A 21286-nucleotide genomic window follows, 5' to 3' on the forward strand; every position below is an offset into this window, starting at 1 on the left:
TTAGCAGGGAAGATATAGGAAAGGACATTCAGATAATTTTGAAGACAGTATGTTAACATCAAGTATAAGGAAATATTTAAATAAAGGAGGAAATGCGATGAATAAAGATATACAAAAAGAAGAAAACCGTTTTTTTATGAATGATGATGAAGGGAATATGATTGCTGAAATTACCTATATTCCAAGCGGCGATTCCGTCATAACCATAGACCATACATATGTAAGTGAATCTCTGCGCGGTCAGGGAGTTGCCGGAAAACTGCTGGAAAGTGTCGTTCAGGAGGCGCGCATCAAAGGGTATAAGATTGTTCCTGCCTGCTCATATGCTAAAGCTGTTTTTGACCGAAAGAGCGAATATCAGGATTTACTCGCGAAATAAAGGAGGTTTTTTCTGAATGGATGCAAAAATAAAAAATGTAAATGGAACAGCCATCTCATATTATGATGAAGGCACAGGTGAGCCGCTGGTATTGCTGCATGGTTTTTGCGGCAGCAAAGATTATTGGGCAAGGATGATTCCAATTTTGGCGGAGGATTTTCGCGTCATTGCGGTGGACCTTCCAGGACATGGGGGGTCAAGTTTGCCGGCCGGTGAACTGTCAATTGAAAAGATGGCTGAAGTGATCAAAGGGGCTATAGATGAGCTTGGGCTGGATAAAGTATCTCTTTTCGGACACTCATTGGGCGGCTACGTAACCCTTGCATTTGCTGAATCTTATGAAGACATGCTGAAATCTTTTTCTCTTGTCCATTCAACAGCCAGCCCTGATTCAGAAGAAGGAAAGAAAGGAAGGGATATCGCTGCCGGCAAAATTGATAAAGAGGGAATTGAGTCCTTTATTGATGGGCTTGTGCCCAAGCTCTTTGCGCCCGGTGAGAAACATCCCAAGGAAATTCAAATGGCCAAAGAGATTGGCTATCGTACAAGCTCTGAAGGTGCAAAGGCTGCTCTGAAAGCGATGAAACTTCGTGCGGACCGCAGCCATGTCTTGAAAAGTACAAAGCTCCCGGTATTACTTGTTGCTGGAGACAAAGACCAGATTATCCCTCCAGAAAAGTCATTTGCAGTTGAAGGGCCTAACATCAAACAATTGACCATTAAAGCTGCCGGGCATATGAGCATGTACGAAGCACCGGAAGAACTGGCTCAGATTCTTCGCAGGTTTTTGAAAGAGTAAGCAGACTCTTTTTTTGAGCGCACATAATTATTTCTATCCGCACACAAATTTGTGTTATCCGCACATAAAGGTTCCTATGACAGCAAAATTAATCATTTTTACTATTGAAATATAGAAAAAAAGCTCCTTTTCAACCGAAAAGGAGCTTTTCTTACTTAAATATAACTGAAATGATCTCGTCTGTAGTCATTCCGCTTTCTATTTCAAATGTGCCGGGACGCAATTCGTTCTCAAGTCCCCGTTTTTCTACATCTTTATAGAATTGAATTCCGCTTTCAATAATATGGGCTTTTTCAAGTGCGTTCCCAACGTCAATGCTGGTCATTCCCATAGATACGGTTAAAATAGTCCGGTAAACAACTTTTTCGCCAGTTTTGTCCTCAGTTTTCTCTTCTGTTTTTTCATCTTTCTTCTCGCTGGACTTTGCTGCAGCAGCGAGCTGTTTGCTCCATTCAGCTTCAGTGTTGATAACGTAGCCTTTAGATGCGAGCAATTCAATCATTTCTTTATCTGACAGCTTTTCTGTTTCCTCTGTCTTATCAGAAGGCTTTTCTGTACTTTTTGCTTCTGAAGGTCCAAAAAGGTAGACGCTTCCTGTCAAGATGGCCGCCGCTAAAAGGCCTGCTGCAAAACTGCGCAAGGTATTTGGTGTCATTGGGCAACCATGCTCCTTTCACCTTTGTTCGCTGAATAAGGCAGAAGCATCAGGTCGACCTCGTTAGGTGTAAGCTGTTTTTTTAATGCAATGCTTTCATTCGAATATCCGCGTTTATGCAAATCCAGTACCTCGCGAAGCAAAAGTCTTTCTTCTGATGGCCCGCTCATTGCCCCGGATTGCTTTGCTGTAATCTCAGCATCCAATTCAATATTTCTGATTTGCTGCTGCAGTTCATGAATTTCATTTTTTAATGTAAAAGTAACCTGATCGATTTGCTGCTCAATATTTGATTTGGATTGCGCCGTTTTTAAAAACGATAAAATGAGCAGCACAACTGCTGAACCAAATAATATGGCGATTACCCATCCCATCCTAAAATCCTCCCTTATTTAAACACATTTTTTCTAGTTATCTATTTTTTTACCAAACTAAATTATACCTTTATTGCCTGCGGATTTCGAATGATAACCTCAAAATAACACGATAGTCCCATTTTTATGTAAGAAAAAGGAGCGCGCGGTGAATCTTATTGCTTATTAACTAAAGAAATAAGAGGGCAAAAAACCCGGTCCAGACGGGACCAGGCATCAGTTTGTCAGCTTTCTTTCTGCAGCTGGGCACGTTTGGCTGCATGCAGTATATCTTCAATAGGGGAGACTCTGCCGAATTTATCTTTATGGACAATATGTTTTCTTTCAAATTGGGTGGGATTATCGATTCCAGCAGCTGCCGCAAGATTAAATAATCCTTCTCTTAGAGAGATGACATAGTTGCAGACCCGGTAATGCTTTTCATCAACAATCAATCCATCCTGCAGCTTCTTGTCAGTTGTCGCAACCCCTGCAGGACAGTGATTTGTATGGCAGACTTGGGCCATGATGCAGCCGACGCTGATCATAAAGCCCCTCGCAATATTGACAAGATCCGCTCCCATCGCAAGAGCAATGGCAATTTTATCAGGAGTGATTAATTTACCGGAAGCGATAATTTTTACACGGTCTCTGACTCCGTACTCCCTCAGCATTTCATCCACAACTGTCAGGGCTGATTGGATGGGGAGCCCCACACTATCTGCAAGCTCCTGATAAGTAGCCCCTGTTCCGCCTTCACCGCCATCAACTGTAATAAAATCAGGGCCTTTGCCGCTCTCCTTCATATAGGAAATCATGCTCTCCAGGGCATCAAGATCTCCTACCACTATTTTCATTCCGACAGGCTTTCCGCCTACACTCCGGAGCTCCTCAATAAAATCGAACATGGAAGGGGCATCCTCAAATTCATAGAAACGGTTTGGACTGTTAATCGTTTTGCCAACCTCTACAAGCCGGATTCTGGCAATTTCTTCGGTTACTTTTTCACCTTCAACATGTCCGCCGCGGGTTTTTGCACCCTGTGCAAGCTTTAGTTCAAAGGCTTTTACCTCAGGTATTTCACTTTTCTTTTTAAATTCTTCCCAGGAGAATTCCCCGTTAGCCTTTCGGACGCCGAACATATCAGGGCCAATTTGCATTATAATGTCCGGGCTGCCGGCAAGATGATACTGAGACAGACCGCCTTCACCAGTATTCATCCAGGTGCCGCCGGCAAGGCCAAGACCTTTTGAAAGTGCAGTGATCGCTTTTTCGCCAAGAGAACCGTAGCTCATGGCCGATTGTCCTACAAGTCCCTTGACTCTGAATGGCTGCCGGCAGGTTTTTTCTCCCAGCACAACCGCATCTTCATCCCGCAGATAGTAAGGATTGGCCAATTTTTCTTCGCTGTGTTCCTTTCTTGAAAAAAGATTGTCTCCATCGACTTTATAAACACGTGTTTTAACTTTCTGTGTATTATCCACCTTCATCTCATCAACGAGTTTAGGGAACAGGGTATTGCGTATATAGAACCCTTCTTCATCAAAATCTCTTATAGAGCCGAATCCTATTAGTCTTTCTTTATATTTGCCGGCTTTGACCACATCCTGGTATTCCTTTCTGGAAAAAGGCTTGCCTTCCGTATCATTATTGAATAGGTATTGTCTTAGCTCAGGTCCCACTTTTTCTGTGATGTATCGCACCTTCCCAATTACCGGAAAGTTTCTGAGTATGGAGTGCTGTTTTTGCCTGTCATCTTTTACATACCAATAAATAAATAGAATGACTGGTACAAAAATAACCAATGCAATGAATATAAATAATGCAATGACAAGGTAATCTGTTAAACTCATTTTATCCTCCTTCTATTAAAACTGGCTTAGGGCTTCTCGTATAGGGGTGTCCCCAGAGGCTGCCTCAATGGTTGAATGAAAGATAGCTTCTTTATCAATAGACTCTACTAGAACTTCGGCTGCGTCCTCACGCGAAATCTCAGCATCCCGGTCATGGATTTTCTCTGACAGGGTAATTTTTCCGCTGCCGGGATTGTCAGTTAATTGACCAATCCGGATAACCGTGTAGACCAAATTGGCTGCTTTAAGCATATCTTCTGGAAGATCCTTCGCAGCAATCTTGCGGGAAGGGTCCGTTTCCCTTTCCTCCGCTTTGACTGCACTCATCATCACAAATCGTCTGACACCGGATTCTTGTGCCAATTGGATGATATCTGAAATAGATTGGTGATCGACCATGACTGTTTTGCTCGTATGTTTTTTAGGATTGACGCCTGTTAAATAAATCACTGCATCTGATGCCTGAAGAAAGGGGATCAGCTTTTGCTCGTCATAAACAACTGCATGGGATGCACCCAGTTTTACAAGGTCTTCAATCTGGTTTTCATTTGCAGCAACGGCAAGAGCTTCAAGCTTCTTCTCCGCGAGCTTTCTGATTACATGTTCGCCCACATCTCCATTGGCACCGATTACAATAACTTTCATGCTAACGCCTCCTTTTCTACCCTTTTTCCACATAGGGTTTATTTAAAACCAAAATTAGGCAAACAAAAAAGCGGCCACTAGGACCGCGTACGTATAGGATGATTCCGTTTTCGCTATAACATTACATGGATTGAAGCCCAAAGCAAAGCCACTGCATATAAAATAAAGCTCCATCCTTTGCGGATGAAGCTTTACCATTTATGCCAGCCTTTTAAAATTTTGGCCAAGAATTTCATTCATCGTATGAACTGTGATAAATGCCTTATTATCAACCTGGGTAATGTAACTTTTCAGCTTTGTGAAATCTTTTCTCCCCAGGATAGTTGTAATGACTTCTTTTTTATCTGATGTGAAGGCACCGGTTGCGGAGTGGATGGTTGCACCTTTGCCCAGTTCATGAACGATATAGGTTTTTATCTCATCACTGTGGCGGCTGATAATAACAACTTCTTTGTTTGAATTGAATTGCTGAAGTGCATAATCAATGACAAATCCATTAATTATGACACCAAAGAAGGCATACATGCCAACTTGCGGGCCGAACAGAACGGCGGAAGACAGGGCGATCAATAAATCCGCAAGAAGCACTCCTCTGCCGACTTCAATATTTAAGTATTTATTAATAATCATGGCGATGATGTCTGTCCCGCCAGTAGAAGCCTGCTGGTTAAAGACAATTGCCATTCCGGTCGCGGCGATGCATTGCCCGATGATCAGCTGAATAAGCAAGTCTTCGCTTAGCGGATGGGCCATCGGGGCGAATTTTTCAAGCACCCACACATAAAAAGATAAAGCGAAGCTCGCATATATAGTTTTTGCCCCAAAGCCTGATCCAAGAAAAATAAAACCAACTGCAAACAGGATCAAGTTGACAAGAATCATGAAAGTACCGATGGAGAAATCCGGAAATAAGTCATTCATGATGATCGACAATCCGCTGACCCCTCCTGTTGCTAAATTATTGGGGGACAAGAAAAAATGGACATTTATAGAAACCAGGAATGCTCCCAGATTTATCATGATAAAAGAAAATAGTTTTTGCCGCATCGCCGCAACCTCCTTTTTTTATAGTTTTCTCGAGATCCGTATAAAGTGGAACAACGGGATTATAAAGCCCTTAAAGCCCCTTTGTAAAGGGAATGAGGGCAAAAAAATAAGGTTTAATAATTATGAAAATTGGAAGGGTTTGCAAGAGGGGCTGATATTATCTATTTTTGCTTAATTCTTATATAATAAGTTTTGGTTAGCACGACGCGAAAGGATGTAAAAAATCTTGAAAAATAGGAAGCTTATTGTCATTCCCATAATGATTCTTGTAGCTGCAGCTGCAATGTGGATGCTTAATAAAGATTATCAGCAAATAGATTTGTTGATTCGATTGCTGATAGCAGCTGGTGCAGCACTATTATCAGGGGTCATCTCATACTTTTTATTCAAGCCGGAAAAAGAAGAACAATAATGATGCCTGCTCCCTGGCGAGGGGACAGGCATTTCTTTTTGGAACTTTTACCACTCGGTTTGTATATAAGCAGAAGGGGATGAGAGAAGTGAATCATATTGTGGAATGCCCAATATGCAATGGTGAGGAATTTGCGGAAGGCACCGACTTCATGCCGGTTAAACCATTAAATAAAAAGCTCTCAGCAGGATCTTTAAAAATCTATCGTTTTTGTTTAAGCTGAGGAGAAGTTGTTTCTATTAGAGTTGAGAATCCAGGTAAGTTTAAAAGCCGGTGATAGAAGAGAATGCCTCGTGAAGCTGAAATTTAGGAAGCAAAGAGAAAAATAGTCGCCATGAGCGCTGCATGAAGCCGGCAACCAGGAAGCCAGTAGAAAAATGGTCGCCAGCGCTACATGAAGCCGAAAATCAGGAAGCAAAGAGAAAAATGGTCGCCATGACCGCTTCATGAGCTGAAAACCAGCAAGCCAGTAGAAAAATGGTCGCCATGAGCACTACATGAAGCCGAAAATCAGGAAGCAAAGAGAAAAATGGTCGCCATGACCGCTTCATGAAGCTGAAAACCAGGAAGCCAGTAGAAAAATGGTCGCCATGAGCACTTCATGAAACCGAAAGTCAGGAAGCAAAGGGAAAAATGGTCGCCATGAGCACTTCAGGAAACCGAAAATCAGGAAGCAAAGGGAAAAATGTCGCCATGGACGCTTCATGAGCCGCAAATCAGGAAACAAACATGAAAAAGTCGTCATGAATCGCTTCCGCCAGCCAGTATTCTTATTTCTTCCGCTTGAGCAGCTGTAAATCAATGTACAGCTGGCATCTTGTGTTAAAGTCATCAAAGTCGATGGATGTTAAATCAGTAATTTGTTTCATTCGGTATTTTAATGTATTGGTATGGATGAAAAGCTGTTCCGCTGTCGGCTTAAGGCGGCAGTTGTTCAATAAATACACTTCAAGCGTCTTCAGCAGGCTGGTTTGGCTTTCCAGGTCTTTTTTCTGCAGCTTCAAAAGGTCTTCATTTACATATTTAGTCAGGCTGTTATGCTGAGCAATAGGTTCTAAATAACGGAATACCCATAGCTTTTTATATTCATACGGCAATTCTTCAGGTGATCCAATGAATTTGGCGGCTTTGATGACCTCCAGAGCCTCTGCATAGCTTTTGCGCAGTTTTAAGATGGAGGAATATTCTCCTCCGATCCCTGCATACACAGTCTGCGGTCTGAATTGGCTAAGAACGGTATTGGTTAATTCATGTGCGTCTTCTGATAGGCTGCCGGGTGCAGGGGAACTGCTGCCGATCATGACGATAATTTCATGCTGGTTTGTAAATATGTGAGCTGGATGGCTGAGGGCATTTGCAAACAGCCGAACGGTTTCATTCAATTCCGCAAATATCTCTTCATCTGCCTGCACGACAGAAAATACATTGATGATAAAGGCCTCAGGGAGGATGATTTTAACATTGGCCGCCTCCCATTTGATCTGATCTTCCGTCTGATAGGTACGATCAATAATCTTTTGATAAAATTGATGTTTTTCTTCTTCCTTGCGCAGTTTTTTCAGGTTTTTCTGATATAATAGCTTTCCAATATGAAAGGAAACATCATGCAGAAAGTTCATTTCGCTTTCAGATAGAGCGTCTTCTATTTCCTGAACCCAAATAAAACCCAGTATCTGCTCTTTATATTTTGCACTTACAACCACGCGCTGGTTAAGGCCGATTTCTTCCATTTTCTTAATTCTAAAAGGCTCAGGAATTGTCTTTAACTGATCAACAATGCCTTCATCCATAAATTTCTCCAAAATGGGTATGGGCCATCTCTTAGAAAATATGGTCTGCTGGTTCGCCAAATCAAAATGTTCAATATAATACGAGCTATAGGCCAGCAGTGAGAATTGTTCATCCTCGATGACAACAGGCTTCTTTAAAAAAGTACTGACCATTTCTGTAATCTCATCTATATCTGTCATATTAAGGATTTTCTCCAGCGGCTGACTCATTAAGACTCCCTCCTAAACATTGCTGTTCTTATTATAGTGAAAAACAATGGGAGGCACCACTCGAATTTTGCCGAAAGAAAAAGGACCGGGCATTTTCTTGGCCCAGTCCTGAAACGTTTAGGTTATTTTAAGGATTTTTCAAAGTCAGCAAATTGTTTTTCGATTTCTGCAGATGGCTTTGCAGTTAGAAGGCTTACCACTATGATGGCAATTAAGCTGGCAGCAAAGCCTGGAATCATTTCATAAAGTACTTCAGATAATCCGGCTTGAGACCAAATGATGACAGTGCTTGCCCCAACAATCATTCCGGCTAATGCTCCCCATCTTGTCATGCGCTTCCAATATAAGCTAAGAATGATAAGAGGTCCGAAAGCGGATCCGAAACCAGCCCATGCATAACCCACAAGGTCTAGAATCGTTTCATTTTTCTCCCATGAAATAATCAATGCAATGATAGAAACTAGTAATACAGATAATCTTCCTATTGTAACCAATTCTTTATCTGTAGCTGAGCGGCGGAAGAACGTTTTATATAAATCTTCCGTCAATGAGCTTGATGTTACAAGCAGCTGTGATGAAATGGTACTCATAATAGCTGCCAGAATGGCTGAGATTAAGAATCCAGTGATGATCGGGTGGAATAAAACCTCGCCAAGAAGAATGAAAATGGTTTCAGGGTCCTCTATTGAAATGCCTGTATCAGCAACATAAGCAATACCCACAAAACCAGTCAGCATAGCGCCAATACTCGAGAAAATCATCCAGCCCATCCCAATGCGGGTGGCTTTCTTGATTTCTTTAACAGAACTGATAGCCATAAAGCGGACGATAATATGAGGCTGCCCAAAATAGCCAAGTCCCCAAGCAAAAAGGGAAATGATGCCTAAAAGACTTGTTCCTTTAAAGATATCAAGGAAAGCTGGATTGATTGTTCTTGCAGTATCAATTGCCGGCCCAAATCCGCCTACATGGAAAAGTGTTACTAATGGTACAAGAATGAGGGCGATAAACATAATCAAACCTTGAACAAAGTCTGTCCAGCTAACCGCAAGAAATCCACCGAATAGTGTATACGCTACTACTACACCTGTAATGATCCATAAACCTGTGTGGTAATCCAGCCCAAAGGTGCTTTGGAATAATACTCCCCCGGATACCATGCCTGATGATACATAAAAGGTAAAGAAAATTAAGATAACTAATCCTGAAATCAGGCGCAGAATTTTGGAAGCATCCCCGAAACGGTTTTCTAAATAACCAGGGATCGTAATAGAATCATTGGCTACCTCAGTATACGTGCGAAGCCTAGGTGCAACATAAAGCCAGTTCGCCCATGCCCCGAGTGTTAAGCCAAGGACAATCCAGGAAGCACTTAGGCCAGTGGCATACATGGCTCCCGGGAGTCCCATCAGCAGCCAGCCGCTCATATCGGATGCACCCGCACTTAAAGCGGTTACCGCAGGACCCAGTGTTCGTCCTCCGAGCATGTAGTCTGATAGATTGGAAGTCCTTTTATAGGCATAATAGCCAATCCAAAGCATCCCAATCATATACACGGTAATGGATATAATTAATGCATAATCCATTTGTAAGCCTCCTTTTTGTTAGTTTACAAATATTTAGATAAAATAAGCGATGAGAAAGCAGTGGGCTGCTTTCTCATTACTTAGAAATCACAAATGGTTGGTTATTATTATAGCTGTATTTTATTGTTTTGGAAGAAAAATAATTTTAAAGTTTTACTTTTTGAAAATGCCCTTAAAAGCAAAAGCAATATTAGCAGGGCGTTCAGCGAGCCTTCTCATGAAATATCCATACCAGTCCATTCCGTATGGTACATAGACACGCATCTTATAGCCTTGCTTCGCCAGTTCCAGCTGTGTTTTATTCCTCATGCCATAGAGCATTTGGAATTCAAAGCGATCGTTTGGAATGTTATGCTTCTTTGCCAATTCTTTTGTGTACTCAATGATCTGATCATCGTGGGAAGCTATTGCTGTATAATTTCCGTTTAACAGACTTTGCTCAATTAATTTCTTATAGTTTTCATCTACATCTGTCTTTTCAGGAAAAGCATGCTCCGGTGATTCTTTATAAGCACCTTTTACCATTCTTAAAAAAGGCTGATATTTCCCCAAATCCTCGAGGTCCTTTTCAGTCCGATACAGGTAAGCCTGCAGAACTGTACTTACACAGCTGTACTTCTCTTTAAACTGCTTAAACAAATCGATAGTGGCCTGGCAGCGCGGTACATCCTCCATATCAATTGTCACCATAATTTTATGCTTCTCGGCAGTATCAAGAATTCTTGTCATGTTTTTCACAACAAGATCACGATCGATATCCAGACCAAGAGAGGTCATTTTTAGGGATACCTGTGAATCAAGTCCTTCTTTGCTGATCATTTCAATGGTTGAAATACATTCCTCTGTCCGTTCATTAGCCACTTCAACAGAATCAACAAATTCTCCCAAATGGTCCACTGTTACAGAAAGTCCTTGATTATTCAGATCTCTGATAAAGCGGACGCTGCTTTTGAAATCAACCCCTCCAATTAATTTACCTGCCGCAAAACTTCCGCCTCTGTTCTGGGCAATTTTATTCAGTAAGCTATTTTTTGATAAATATAGAAAAAAGTCTCTTGTAATCGCTTCCATTTCTTCCGGCACCTCCAATGGTTATATCTTTAGATTAATCTTACAATTCTGTGACAAGTTACGACAATGTTCATAAAAAACAAAGATTCTATATTTCTATTGTTGACAGAAGACAATGAAAGGCTGCATTTTCCAGACGATGAAACATCTGCTTCAGTTCCAGGCAACTTCCGCTTTCCGTTGTCAATTAATATGTAAGAAAAGTTTCCATATTATTGTTTACATTGACAAGCATTTGTATTTAAATAGTAATATAGTTTTGAATATTTACTTATTTCTGATAACGGGGGTTAGAGAAAATGAGAAAGCAGTTAAAGAAATTTGCGCAATTTACAGCATTGTCCAGTTTGCTTGTCCTCTCTGCATGCGGCGGCAATCAGGCAGCAGGGGATGAGGATGGGGAAAGCAGCGGAGGAGCAGTTAAAGCCGACATTGGAGTTATTTCTTATATCAGCGGGCCGGGTGCAGCTTATGGCGAAGCAATCACAAATGGCTTAAAGCTCGCACAGGAAGAAATCAACGGCAAGGGTGAAGTCGAGATAAACCTTGTTATAGAAGATTCCGCCGGCAAGCAGGATCAGGCATTGACAGCAGCACAAAAGCTTATGAATTCAGAGAATGTGACAGGCATTATCGGGCCTACATTAAGTACAGAAATGAATGTAGTTGGTCCAGAAGCCGATCTGAACGGGGTACCGATTATGGGGACTTCAACAACTGCAGAAGGGATTCCGCAAATTGGGGACTATGTCTTCCGAAACTCGCTGCCTGAAGCATTGGCGATTCCTGCTTCAATAGATAAAGCCATTGAGAAATATGATGCTAAAAAAGTAGCAATTCTATATGGAAATGATGATGTTTTTACAAAATCCGGCTTTGACACGATGAAAAAAGCAGCAGAAGAGAAGGGGCTTGAAATCTTAACGATTGAAACGTTCCAAAAAGGACAATCAGACTATAATGCGCAATTGACGAAAATTAAAGGTTTAAAGCCAGACCTTATTCTGGCCTCGGCTCTATACAATGAAGGTGCAGTCATAATGGATCAGGCAAGGAAAATGGGCATTGATGTCCCGTTTGTAGGAGGAAACGGCTTCAATTCTCCTGAGGTCATCAATATAGCAGGGGATGCAGCAAATGGACTGATTGTGGCAACTCCATGGTATGGTGAAAAAGAAGATGATAAGGTCAAGGAATTTGTCGGTAAGTATGAGGAAGAATACGGCAAAAAGCCTGACCAATTTGCAGCACAGGCTTACGATGCACTATACATTATGGCTGAAGCATTAAAAAATGCGGGTGAAGCTGATCGTGATGCACTTCGTGATGCTTTGGCCGAAATCCAAGGCTTTAATGGAATCCTTGGGGAGTTCTCTTTTGATGAAGAAGGGGATGTCGTAATGGATCCGACCGTTTTGGTTATCGAAGGCGGGGCATTTAAGGAATTTAATTAAGAAAGCTGCAAAAGTGAAGCTCTGGCGCTATCAGTGCCAGAGCTTACTTTTAAGAAAATGATTCATATAAATAAAGTTAGTAGGTGAATACCGTGTTAATTGAACAATTAATAAACGGAATTACCCTTGGCAGCATTTATGCCATCGTTGCACTTGGGTTTACATTGGTTTTCGGGGTGCTTGGCATTATCAATATGGCACACGGAGAAATCTTTATGTTCGGGGCCTTCATTGGTGTTGTTGTCACTTCCACATTCAAAGGGCCGCTTTGGCTGGCCTTTATGGCAGCGATTTTGGTAACTGCCGCAATGGGATATCTGCTTGAGCGATTTGCCCTGAGACCTCTCAGGAATAAACAGGGAGTATCCCATCTGGCGCCATTGATCAGTACCATTGGTGTTTCGATACTGCTGGAGAACCTGTCGCACCATATTTTTGGTCCAGGCAACCATCCTTTCCGTGCTTCTTTTGCGGAAATAAGTTTCCAGATTGGTTCGATAACCGTATATCTTGTGCAGATTGTTATCTTTATCATTTCTGTCCTTCTCATGTACGCCCTTTCTTTTTGGCTAGGCAAAACAAAGGCAGGAAAAGCCTTAAGGGCAACTGCTGAAAATCTTGAAACTGCAAGCCTGCTTGGTGTTGATGTGAAAAGAACGATTACGATGACTGTTATTATCGCATCTGCGATGGGCGGGATTGCCGGGATCCTGGTCGGAATGGCATTTAACTCTGTTACCCCTCAGATGGGATTATCCATTGGGCTAAAAGGACTTGCCATCATCATTCTTGGCGGCATGGGGAATGTCAAGGGAGCGATGGCCGGAGGCCTTATCCTTGGCTTGGCGGAAACCTTTGTCGTTGTTTACGGCAATTCGGGATACAAGGATGCAATAGCTTTTGCGGCAATTATCGTCATCCTTCTCATCAGGCCGCAGGGGTTGTTTGGCCAAAAAATTTCAGCGTAAGAAGGTGAACTCATGCTTGCAGAATTAATAAATCCATATTATTTACAGGTAGCTTCTTTTATATTAATCAACATTATTTTAGGGGTAAGTATATATATTACTCTATCAACTGGTCAGCTCTCGCTTGCCAATGCAGGATTTATGGGGATCGGTGCCTATACATCGGCCCTTCTGACGCTGAACTTTGACCTTCCTATTATTGTGGGGATACTTTCGGGCACTTTATTGGCGGGTTTATTCGGAATCCTTATCGGGATACCGACATTAAGGCTTCAGGGGGTTTATCTCGCCATTGTGACTCTCGGGTTTGGAGAGGTTATCCGGGTTATTTTTGTAAACTGGGAGTCTATGACAAAGGGAGCTGTAGGCTTATCAGGCATTCCTCATATGGGCCGTGAACTGCTGAATACTTTAAAAGAATTTGGCTTTGATCCGAAAATACTTGGACTCCAAAATAACCAGTTTGTTTTTCTAGCTATTTTCCTCATTTTGTTAGGGGTTACAATCAGCATACTCACGTTTTTCAGAAGGCAGAACCGCTCCAGAGTGGGACGGGCTTTCGCAGCGATTAAGCTGGATGAAAAAGCAGCAGAGTCAATGGGAATCAATATTACTTATTATAAAGTCCTGGCATTTGCACAGGGGGCACTGGTAGCCGGATTTGCAGGTGCATTATTTGCACATGTTCTTGCCTACATAAGTCCTGCCGATTTTGCCTATCACCGTGCGGTTGAGATACTGATTTTCGCAGTTTTTGGAGGAAGCGAAGTAATTTGGGGACCGGTGTTTGGAGCGCTCTTCTTAACTGTAATGCCCGAAGTGCTCAGGTTTATAAGCGAATACCGCTACATGATTTACGGTCTGATCATTATTATTATGATGGCTGTCCGGCCACAGGGATTAATTGATGTAAATATTTTAAATTGGCTCAAGCTTAAAGCATCAAAGAGGAGGCAAAAGCATGGTACTTCAAATCAAAAAAGCATGTAAAAACTTTGGCGGGCTGAGTGCCCTGTCTGATGTCTCGTTCTCTATTAACCGGGGTGAGATCTTTGGGCTGATCGGTCCAAACGGAGCCGGGAAGACAACGATGTTCAATCTGATTACATCGATGTTTACGCCTACCTCAGGCGAGATTATCTTTAATGAAGACAATATCAATGGCTTAAAGCCGCACCTTATCACGAAAAAAGGCATTTGCAGAACATTCCAGAATATTCGCTTGTTTCCCCAGATGACAGCAGAAGAAAATGTGATGGTTGGGGAGCATTGCCGGAGTAAATCCGGGGTGTTCAGCAGTGTATTCAGGACAAAATCACAGCGGAAAGAAGAAGAAAGAATCCGCAGCAAAGCGAATGAACTATTAGAGTTTGTTGGGCTGGGAGGTTTTGCGGATATTGTTTCTGACAGCCTGGCATACGGCCAGCAAAGAAGGCTGGAAATTGCCAGGGCACTGGCAAGCTCTCCTCAGCTGCTGCTTCTGGATGAACCGGCAGCCGGAATGAACGAAACAGAAACAAGCGAATTATTTCATCTCATCAAAAAAATTCAGGAACAAGGCGTTACCGTCCTGCTGATTGAGCATGATATGCCGCTTGTCATGAAATTATGCGACCGTATTGCCGTGCTAAACTTCGGCAAGAAGATTGCTGAAGGAACACCTGCTGAAATCCAAAATAATTCGGATGTCATCGAAGCCTATCTCGGCAGTGAGGAGGAAGATTTGTATGCTTAAGGTAAACGGGATTAACGCCTTTTATGGAAAAATCCAGGTTCTGAAAAGCATCAGCCTCGAAGTGGAAGAAGGCAGTATTGTTACGATACTTGGCGCAAACGGAGCAGGAAAGACAACGACTATGAAGACCATTTCCGGATTGCTCAAGCCTCAAGCCGGCAGCATTCAATTTCAGGGGCAGGATGTAACGGGACTGCGGCCGGACCAGCTGCTGCGCAAAGGGATTGCCCTTGTTCCGGAAGGCCGCCAGATTCTTTCAGGAATGACAGTGCTTGAAAATCTTGAGATGGGAGCTTACCATCGGAAGGACAATGAAATTGACCAGGATATTAAGAATGTAATGGAACGTTTCCCAATCCTTGAAGAAAGGCAGAAGCAGCTTGGAGGAACATTATCCGGGGGCCAGCAGCAGATGCTGGCCATTGCGAGAGCGATCCTCAGCAAACCAAAGCTGCTTCTTCTTGACGAACCTTCAATGGGGCTGGCCCCTCTAATAGTGGCAGATATCTTTAAAATTATTAAAGAAATTAACGAAGCAGGCACAACTGTTCTTCTGGTGGAGCAGAATGCAAGACAGGCACTAAAAATATCCGATTATGGGTATGTCCTGGAAACAGGGAAAATGGTTGCTGAGGGAAGCTCACAAAAGCTCCTGAATGACCCTAGAATCATGGAAGCTTACCTGGGGCGGAAATCAAGCTAACAATAAAAGGCCGAATCTTTAGATTTGGCCTTTTATATTTTTACCTATTGGATTATGGTAAAATCGGTTGAGAAAAGATTTATTTCTGCAAAAACCGGAGGACAAATGAAAAAGGTAAAGAAGATTTTAAAACGGCTGATCATAATCTTATTAATTCTCGGCGCATTTATGTTTTTAAACAACACCTCCCTGCTTACAAAAGAAAGAAATGATAAGCCGCTGCTTCTCGCCCATAGAGGAATGGCCCAGACCTTTCATATGGAAGGGATAACAGGGGAGACCTGTACGGCTGAAAGAATTTACGAGCCTGAGCATTCCTTTCTTGAGAATACGATTCCTTCCATGGAAGCAGCTTTTGCGGCTGGTGCAGATGCAGTTGAACTGGATATTCAGCTTACAAAGGATGGACAGTTTGCGGTATTCCATGATTGGACGCTGGAATGCCGGACAAATGCAAAGGGAAATACCAGAGATTATACAATGAAGGAATTAAAAAAGCTGGACATTGGATATGGCTACACAGCTGATAATGGAAAAACCTATCCGTTTCGCGGTAAAGGAATCGGGATGATGCCAAGCCTTGATGAAGTCATGAAAGAGTTTCCGGAAGGAGATTTCTTAATCCATATTAAAAGCAACGATCCCCAAGAAGGAGAAAAGCTTGCTGAATACCTGTCCATGTTTTCAGAAGACAGATTGGAGAAAATATCTGTTTATGGAGGAGACGAACCTATTGCTGCTCTGATAGAAGAAATGCCTGCAATGAGGGTGATGTCCAAGGCAACTTTGAAAGAATGCCTTCTCCCTTATTTAGGAACGGGGTGGACAGGATATGTTCCAAACTCCTGCCATAACACACAGCTTCATATTCCTGAATCATATACAAAGCTGTTATGGGGCTGGCCAAATAAGTTCTTGAATCGAATGGATGATGCAGGCACAAGAGTTATTGTGGTTGCAGGGGACGGGAGCTGGTCGGAAGGATTTGACAGACCGGAAGACATGGAACGGCTGCCTGATGATTATTCAGGAGGCATATGGACAAACAGGATCGACCTGATTGCCCCCATATATAAGAATGAATAGGCGCTTGGTCTGATCCAGGCGTTTTTTAATTTTTTTAATGGAATTATTTAAAAATTTTGTAAAAAGGATTATGATATTAATAGGTTTATTTAGTTTGCCGAAGGATTTTAGTTGTCTTATTATACATATATTATAAATTGCAATTACAGCTTGGGGGACTATAAATGGCGAAAGTTTTAGCATTTCTTAAGCCTTACCGGATAGCGGTGGCAATAGCATTATTCTTAATGCTGACGGAGCTTGCTGTTGAGCTTATTCAGCCATTGCTAATGGCAAAGATCATAGATGAAGGCATCCTTCAGAATAATCTTCAGGAGGTAGTGAAGTGGGGAGGGATTATGCTGGCTGCCTCTTTTGCCGCCTTTGCGGCTGGAGTCATTAATTCCTTTTATGCTGCCCATGTCAGCCAAAGCTTTGGTTTTGATGTAAGGAAAAGATTATATGACAAGGTACAATCCTTCTCTTTTGCCAACTTTAATCTTTTTCCGACATCTTCATTAATTACCCGAATGACTAATGATATTACGCAGCTTCAAAATACCGTTTTTATGAGTCTTCGAATCATGATGAGAGCCCCTCTATTAATAATTGGCGGCCTTATAATGGCTTTTGTGGTAAATGTGAAACTTGCTCTTATCTTATCAGCTGTGGCCCCATTCCTTTTTCTATTTCTGTTTTGGGTAATGGGAAAAGGAGGCGTGCTCTTTAAAGCAGTCCAGGAAAAGCTGGACTCTGTGAACAGCGTCATGCAGGAGAATCTGACAGGGATTCGGCTAATTAAAGCGTTTGTCCGCAGAAATCATGAAGTGAAACGATTTACGCGCACGAATGAGGATCTTAGAGATGGAACGGTTAAAGCATTGCGCCTAATGGAAGTGACCATGCCTGTTTTGCTCTTAATCATGAATCTTAGTATTCTTGGCGTGCTTTGGTTTGGCAGCATACAGGTAAATACAGGGGATGTAAAGGTTGGAGAGATTGTTGCAATTGTTAACTATGCTACCAGGATAACGGCCGCTTTCTCCATTTTTTCCTGGATTATCATGGCATTCTCAAGGGCGCGGGCCTCTGCGAATCGTGTTGCAGAGGTGCTGGAGACTGATGTGGATTTAACAGACAGCTCAGAATCCAGGAATGCCCTAACAGTAAGTCAGGGCAAAATTCTATTTAATAATGTATCTTTTCATTACCCAGGCACTTCTGAGAAGGTACTGGACGGCATCAGCTTTACAATATATCCCGGGGAAACAGTAGCGATATTAGGTGCAACAGGCTCAGGGAAGACCTCTTTATTTCAGCTCATCCCCCGGCTATATGATGTGACCGGAGGAAAAGTTGAAATTGACGGGCATGATGTCCGGGAAATGAAAATGGAGAATCTCCGCAGGAAAATTGGCTTTGTACCTCAGGAAGCCCTGCTTTTTACAGGCAGTGTGAAAGAGAACATTTCATGGGGCAAGGAAGATGCAGTGATGGAGGAAATAACTGAAGCAGCTGTCAATGCACAAATACATGAAACGATTATGAAGCTGCCACGAGGTTATGAAACAAAAGTGGGACAAAAGGGTGTTAATTTATCGGGCGGGCAAAAACAGCGTCTATCCATTGCCCGGGCGCTAGTAAGAATGCCGAAAATCCTTCTGCTTGATGACAGTACAAGTGCACTGGATATGAAAACAGAGGCAAAACTTTTGAGTTCTTTAAAAAAATATACCTGTACAACACTGATTATCACACAGAAAATCAGTACAGCAATGGAAGCAGACAGAATCTTATTGCTTGAAGATGGAAGGCTTCTGGCTGAGGGAGACCACGAGAATCTCCTTAAAACATCGGGATTGTATAAGCGGATTTTTCAATCCCAATCTGGAGAGGAGAACAGAAATTATGCTTAAACAGCTCAAAGAACCTTTCCAATATAAAAAGATACCTCTCGACTTGAATGGTAAATTTACTAAAGGGAAAAAGCCGAAATCTGAGAACATTAATTTCACATTAGAAAGAATCTGGACATACTTGGCCTACAATAAAGGGTTGTTATCTCTTGTTCTATTAATGGTGGTTATCAGCTCAGCAATGGGGCTGCTTGGTCCTTATTTAGTCGGGATGGCGATCGACGAGTATATTGTCACAAAGAACAGCAATGGATTTATTGCCTTACTGATCTGGCTTGGAGTCATATATGTGCTGAACTCGCTTGCACTTTGGTTTCAGAATTATTGGATGATCGGCATCGCACAGGATACTGTATTTACAATGAGAACGAAGCTTTTCAAACATTTGCATAAGCTCCCTATTCCGTTCTTTGACAAGCGGCAGCAGGGGGAACTGATGAGCAGGGTAACAAACGATATTGAAAATGTCAGCTCGACTCTGAACAGTTCAGTAATCCAGGTCTTTTCCAGCCTGCTGACTTTGATTGGCACAGTTTCCGTTATGCTTTGGCTCAGTCCTTTGCTGACGATCATTACTCTGATCATTGTGCCGCTGATGTTTTTTGGAATGAAATGGATTACAGCACGGACAGGAAGGTTATTCAAAGAGCAGCAAAAGAATCTTGGAGAGCTGAACGGTTTTATTGAAGAGACCATATCAGGACAGAGGATCATCAAGACCTTTTCACAGGAAAAGAAAGTTATAGCCGAGTTCCGGGAAAAAGGAGAAAAACTTAGGGGGGCAGGGTTCTGGGCTCAGACATATTCCGGATTTATCCCGAAGCTGATGAATGTTCTGAACAACATGAGCTTTGCCATTATTGCCGGGGTTGGAGGCATTTTTGCCCTGAATGGTATGATTTCAATCGGTGTCATCGTCATATTCACGGAGTATTCCCGGCAATTCACACGTCCGCTTAATGACTTGGCAAACCAGTTTAACACACTTTTATCAGCGATTGCAGGAGCAGAGCGGGTATTTGACATTATGGATGAAGATGAAGAATTCAGAAATGAAGAGCAGCTAAAAGAACTTACCGGAGTAAAAGGCGAGGTAGAGTTCCATAATGTATCTTTTTCTTATGAGGAAGATGGAAATACGGTAAGGGATGTAAACCTTCATGTAAAAGCAGGACAGACTGCTGCTTTAGTTGGTCCGACAGGTGCAGGGAAGACAACAATGATCAATTTGCTCTCACGGTTTTATGAACGGGACTCAGGCCTTATATTAATTGACGGTGAAGATATAGCCAATGTGAAAAAAGAAAGCCTGAGGAAGCATATGGGTTTTGTGCTGCAGGATTCCTTTCTATTCCGCGGCACTGTGCGCGAAAATATCCGCTACGGCAGGCTGGAAGCCTCAGATGATGAAGTGGTGGAAGCGGCTAAGCTTGCCAATGCCCATTCCTTTATCATGAAACTTCCTCAGCGGTATGAGACAGTGCTGAGTCAGGACGGAAATGGCATAAGTCAGGGGCAGAAGCAGCTTCTTTCCATTGCACGTGCCTTTCTGGCCAACCCGGGCATTTTAATTTTGGATGAAGCAACAAGCAGCATTGATACAGTGACAGAGCTTAAGATTCAGGATGCCCTTCAGGAACTGATGAAAGGCAGGACCAGTTTTGTCATTGCCCACCGTCTGAATACGATTCAGAAAGCGGATAAAATTTTTGTTCTTGAAGAGGGCAGGATTATTGAGGAAGGTACTCATGATTCTCTGCTTGAACAGGAAGGCTTTTACTATCGGCTTCACGGTAAAGCGGCAGTGGGTGCTAATGCTTGAAATGACAGTTGGATGCAAAATGGGTATATGGCCAGCAGGGATGCAAAAGGCGGACTTGATTAATATCAAATCCGCCTTTTTGCTTATCTATAAAATGACATTCTTTTCCTTAGCTTCTTTTAGCCAGTCAGGGAATTCATTCAGCAAGAGGTCATAAAGTTCGTTATCAGAAATGGTCTCGATATCTTTAATGTGGAAAAAGTTTGCGTTATCGATATAGCGGCCATCCATTTCATCCAATTTTTCCAGTACTTCAAAGTTTGAATCGCCTATGCCGACAAACTGCCAAAATAATGGTTTATCGGAGGATGCTATAACCGGCTTTTTGATCGTTCTTTTACAGCCCCCATCATTAATGAAAACAATGAAGGCAGGGTCTTTACTAGGATCTTCTGTGGTATATTTCTGAATGACATCCTCCATTACTGGCGGTTCATCATTTCTTCCGAATTTGTGAATCAGATCATTATTTAATATATATTGATCCACATATCCTTCAAAGTCATGTTCTGTTACCGGCTTCAGCCTGGAAAATTCATTATCATAGACCCAAATATCAAGTGCACCGTCATCATCAAATTGGCTGGCAACTGCTAAGATTCTCTCCACAACCCTTTGGACAGTCCCGTTTTTATATAACTTGCGCATGGAGCCGGAAATGTCCAGTACAAGTCCAACTCTGGCAGTAACATTTGTCAGGTTCTTTTTCTGCAGCACAATTCCAGCAGATTTTTTCAATAAACTAATAGAGCTCATTACTCTGAATCCCCCTTTAATCATATACCGAAAATTTACCATATTGGGAGACTATTAGCATTTAATT

Annotated in this window: 21 protein-coding genes; 12 read left to right on the forward strand and 9 right to left on the reverse strand. The window is 42.3% G+C overall.

Features of this window, described 5'->3' with window-relative positions; translation table 11 throughout:
- The first annotated feature begins 49 nt into the window (after positions 1 to 49).
- Together A361_RS05945 and A361_RS05950 are read left to right on the forward strand one after the other, a co-directional pair.
- Complete coding sequence (locus A361_RS05945) at positions 50 to 379, forward strand: GNAT family N-acetyltransferase (RefSeq protein ID WP_082919369.1); 330 nt, start codon at positions 50 to 52, stop codon at positions 377 to 379.
- 16 nt (positions 380 to 395) lie between these two features.
- Positions 396 to 1178 (forward strand): alpha/beta fold hydrolase, encoded by a 783-nt coding sequence (locus tag A361_RS05950; RefSeq protein WP_019383481.1) that lies wholly within the window; start codon positions 396 to 398, stop codon positions 1176 to 1178.
- 151 nt (positions 1179 to 1329) lie between these two features.
- Here A361_RS05950 and A361_RS05955 read toward each other — a convergent pair whose 3' ends face one another.
- The 5 genes from A361_RS05955 to A361_RS05975 form a co-directional block, all read right to left on the reverse strand.
- Positions 1330 to 1833 (reverse strand): hypothetical protein, encoded by a 504-nt coding sequence (locus tag A361_RS05955; RefSeq protein WP_019383482.1) that lies wholly within the window; start codon positions 1831 to 1833, stop codon positions 1330 to 1332.
- Positions 1830 to 2207, reverse strand: coding sequence for a hypothetical protein (locus tag A361_RS05960; protein WP_019383483.1), 378 nt, complete (start codon positions 2205 to 2207; stop codon positions 1830 to 1832). Before A361_RS05960 ends, A361_RS05955 begins: the two co-directional genes overlap by 4 nt.
- Positions 2208 to 2431: 224 nt before the next feature.
- Positions 2432 to 4039: an FMN-binding glutamate synthase family protein gene (locus A361_RS05965; RefSeq protein WP_019383484.1), complete on the reverse strand. Its 1608-nt coding sequence runs from the start codon at positions 4037 to 4039 to the stop codon at positions 2432 to 2434.
- 15 nt (positions 4040 to 4054) lie between these two features.
- Positions 4055 to 4684, reverse strand: a complete 630-nt coding sequence (locus A361_RS05970; RefSeq protein WP_019383485.1) for an NAD(P)H-binding protein — start codon at positions 4682 to 4684, stop codon at positions 4055 to 4057.
- A 198-nt stretch (positions 4685 to 4882) separates the two neighbouring features.
- A complete protein-coding gene (locus A361_RS05975; RefSeq protein ID WP_009335810.1) occupies positions 4883 to 5731 on the reverse strand; it encodes a YitT family protein in 849 nt (282 codons plus the stop codon).
- 226 nt (positions 5732 to 5957) lie between these two features.
- On the opposite strand from A361_RS05975, the gene A361_RS05980 reads away from it, so the two are divergent.
- Together A361_RS05980 and A361_RS31195 are read left to right on the forward strand one after the other, a co-directional pair.
- Positions 5958 to 6143 carry a hypothetical protein gene (locus A361_RS05980; protein ID WP_009335811.1) on the forward strand — a complete coding sequence of 62 codons (186 nt, stop codon included), beginning with the start codon at positions 5958 to 5960 and terminating at the stop codon, positions 6141 to 6143.
- A gap of 88 nt (positions 6144 to 6231) precedes the next feature.
- A complete protein-coding gene (locus A361_RS31195; protein WP_019383488.1) occupies positions 6232 to 6366 on the forward strand; it encodes a hypothetical protein in 135 nt (44 codons plus the stop codon).
- 547 nt (positions 6367 to 6913) lie between these two features.
- On the opposite strand, the gene A361_RS05985 is transcribed toward A361_RS31195, so the two are convergent.
- The 3 genes from A361_RS05985 to A361_RS05995 all read right to left on the reverse strand — a co-directional run bounded on the left by A361_RS05985 (position 6914) and on the right by A361_RS05995 (position 10800).
- The gene (locus tag A361_RS05985) at positions 6914 to 8143 is read right to left on the reverse strand and encodes a PucR family transcriptional regulator (protein ID WP_019383490.1); all 1230 of its coding nucleotides are present in this window, start codon (positions 8141 to 8143) and stop codon (positions 6914 to 6916) included.
- A 122-nt stretch (positions 8144 to 8265) separates the two neighbouring features.
- On the reverse strand, positions 8266 to 9729 hold the full coding sequence (gene putP / locus A361_RS05990; RefSeq protein WP_009335813.1) for a sodium/proline symporter PutP: 1464 nt from the start codon (positions 9727 to 9729) through the stop codon (positions 8266 to 8268).
- 153 nt (positions 9730 to 9882) lie between these two features.
- Positions 9883 to 10800, reverse strand: a complete 918-nt coding sequence (locus A361_RS05995) for a proline dehydrogenase family protein (RefSeq protein ID WP_009335814.1) — start codon at positions 10798 to 10800, stop codon at positions 9883 to 9885.
- 299 nt (positions 10801 to 11099) lie between these two features.
- Here A361_RS05995 and A361_RS06000 point away from each other — a divergent pair, with 299 nt between their 5' ends.
- From A361_RS06000 to A361_RS06035, 8 genes are all read left to right on the forward strand, one after another.
- Complete coding sequence (locus A361_RS06000; protein WP_009335815.1) at positions 11100 to 12254, forward strand: ABC transporter substrate-binding protein; 1155 nt, start codon at positions 11100 to 11102, stop codon at positions 12252 to 12254.
- A gap of 92 nt (positions 12255 to 12346) precedes the next feature.
- Positions 12347 to 13222 (forward strand): branched-chain amino acid ABC transporter permease, encoded by an 876-nt coding sequence (locus tag A361_RS06005; protein WP_009335816.1) that lies wholly within the window; start codon positions 12347 to 12349, stop codon positions 13220 to 13222.
- 12 nt (positions 13223 to 13234) lie between these two features.
- Positions 13235 to 14212 carry a branched-chain amino acid ABC transporter permease gene (locus tag A361_RS06010; RefSeq protein ID WP_019383491.1) on the forward strand — a complete coding sequence of 326 codons (978 nt, stop codon included), beginning with the start codon at positions 13235 to 13237 and terminating at the stop codon, positions 14210 to 14212.
- Entirely contained in the window at positions 14184 to 14957 is a 774-nt protein-coding gene (locus A361_RS06015) for an ABC transporter ATP-binding protein (protein WP_009335818.1), read from the forward strand. The genes A361_RS06010 and A361_RS06015 overlap by 29 nt, the downstream gene beginning before the upstream one ends.
- A complete protein-coding gene (locus A361_RS06020; protein WP_009335819.1) occupies positions 14950 to 15660 on the forward strand; it encodes an ABC transporter ATP-binding protein in 711 nt (236 codons plus the stop codon). The genes A361_RS06015 and A361_RS06020 overlap by 8 nt, the downstream gene beginning before the upstream one ends.
- Before the next feature lie 105 nt (positions 15661 to 15765).
- Positions 15766 to 16746, forward strand: coding sequence for a glycerophosphodiester phosphodiesterase family protein (locus tag A361_RS06025; protein WP_019383492.1), 981 nt, complete (start codon positions 15766 to 15768; stop codon positions 16744 to 16746).
- Positions 16747 to 16910: 164 nt separating this feature from the next.
- Complete coding sequence (locus A361_RS06030; protein WP_009335821.1) at positions 16911 to 18641, forward strand: ABC transporter ATP-binding protein; 1731 nt, start codon at positions 16911 to 16913, stop codon at positions 18639 to 18641.
- Positions 18634 to 20463, forward strand: coding sequence for an ABC transporter ATP-binding protein (locus A361_RS06035; protein ID WP_009335822.1), 1830 nt, complete (start codon positions 18634 to 18636; stop codon positions 20461 to 20463). The genes A361_RS06030 and A361_RS06035 overlap by 8 nt, the downstream gene beginning before the upstream one ends.
- Positions 20464 to 20550: 87 nt before the next feature.
- On the opposite strand, the gene A361_RS06040 is transcribed toward A361_RS06035, so the two are convergent.
- Positions 20551 to 21219, reverse strand: a complete 669-nt coding sequence (locus tag A361_RS06040) for a vWA domain-containing protein (protein ID WP_019383493.1) — start codon at positions 21217 to 21219, stop codon at positions 20551 to 20553.
- Positions 21220 to 21286: the final 67 nt, after the last annotated feature.

Source organism: Cytobacillus oceanisediminis 2691 (assembly GCF_000294775.2).
Taxonomy (GTDB): Bacteria; Bacillota; Bacilli; order Bacillales; family Cytobacillaceae; genus Cytobacillus; species Cytobacillus pseudoceanisediminis.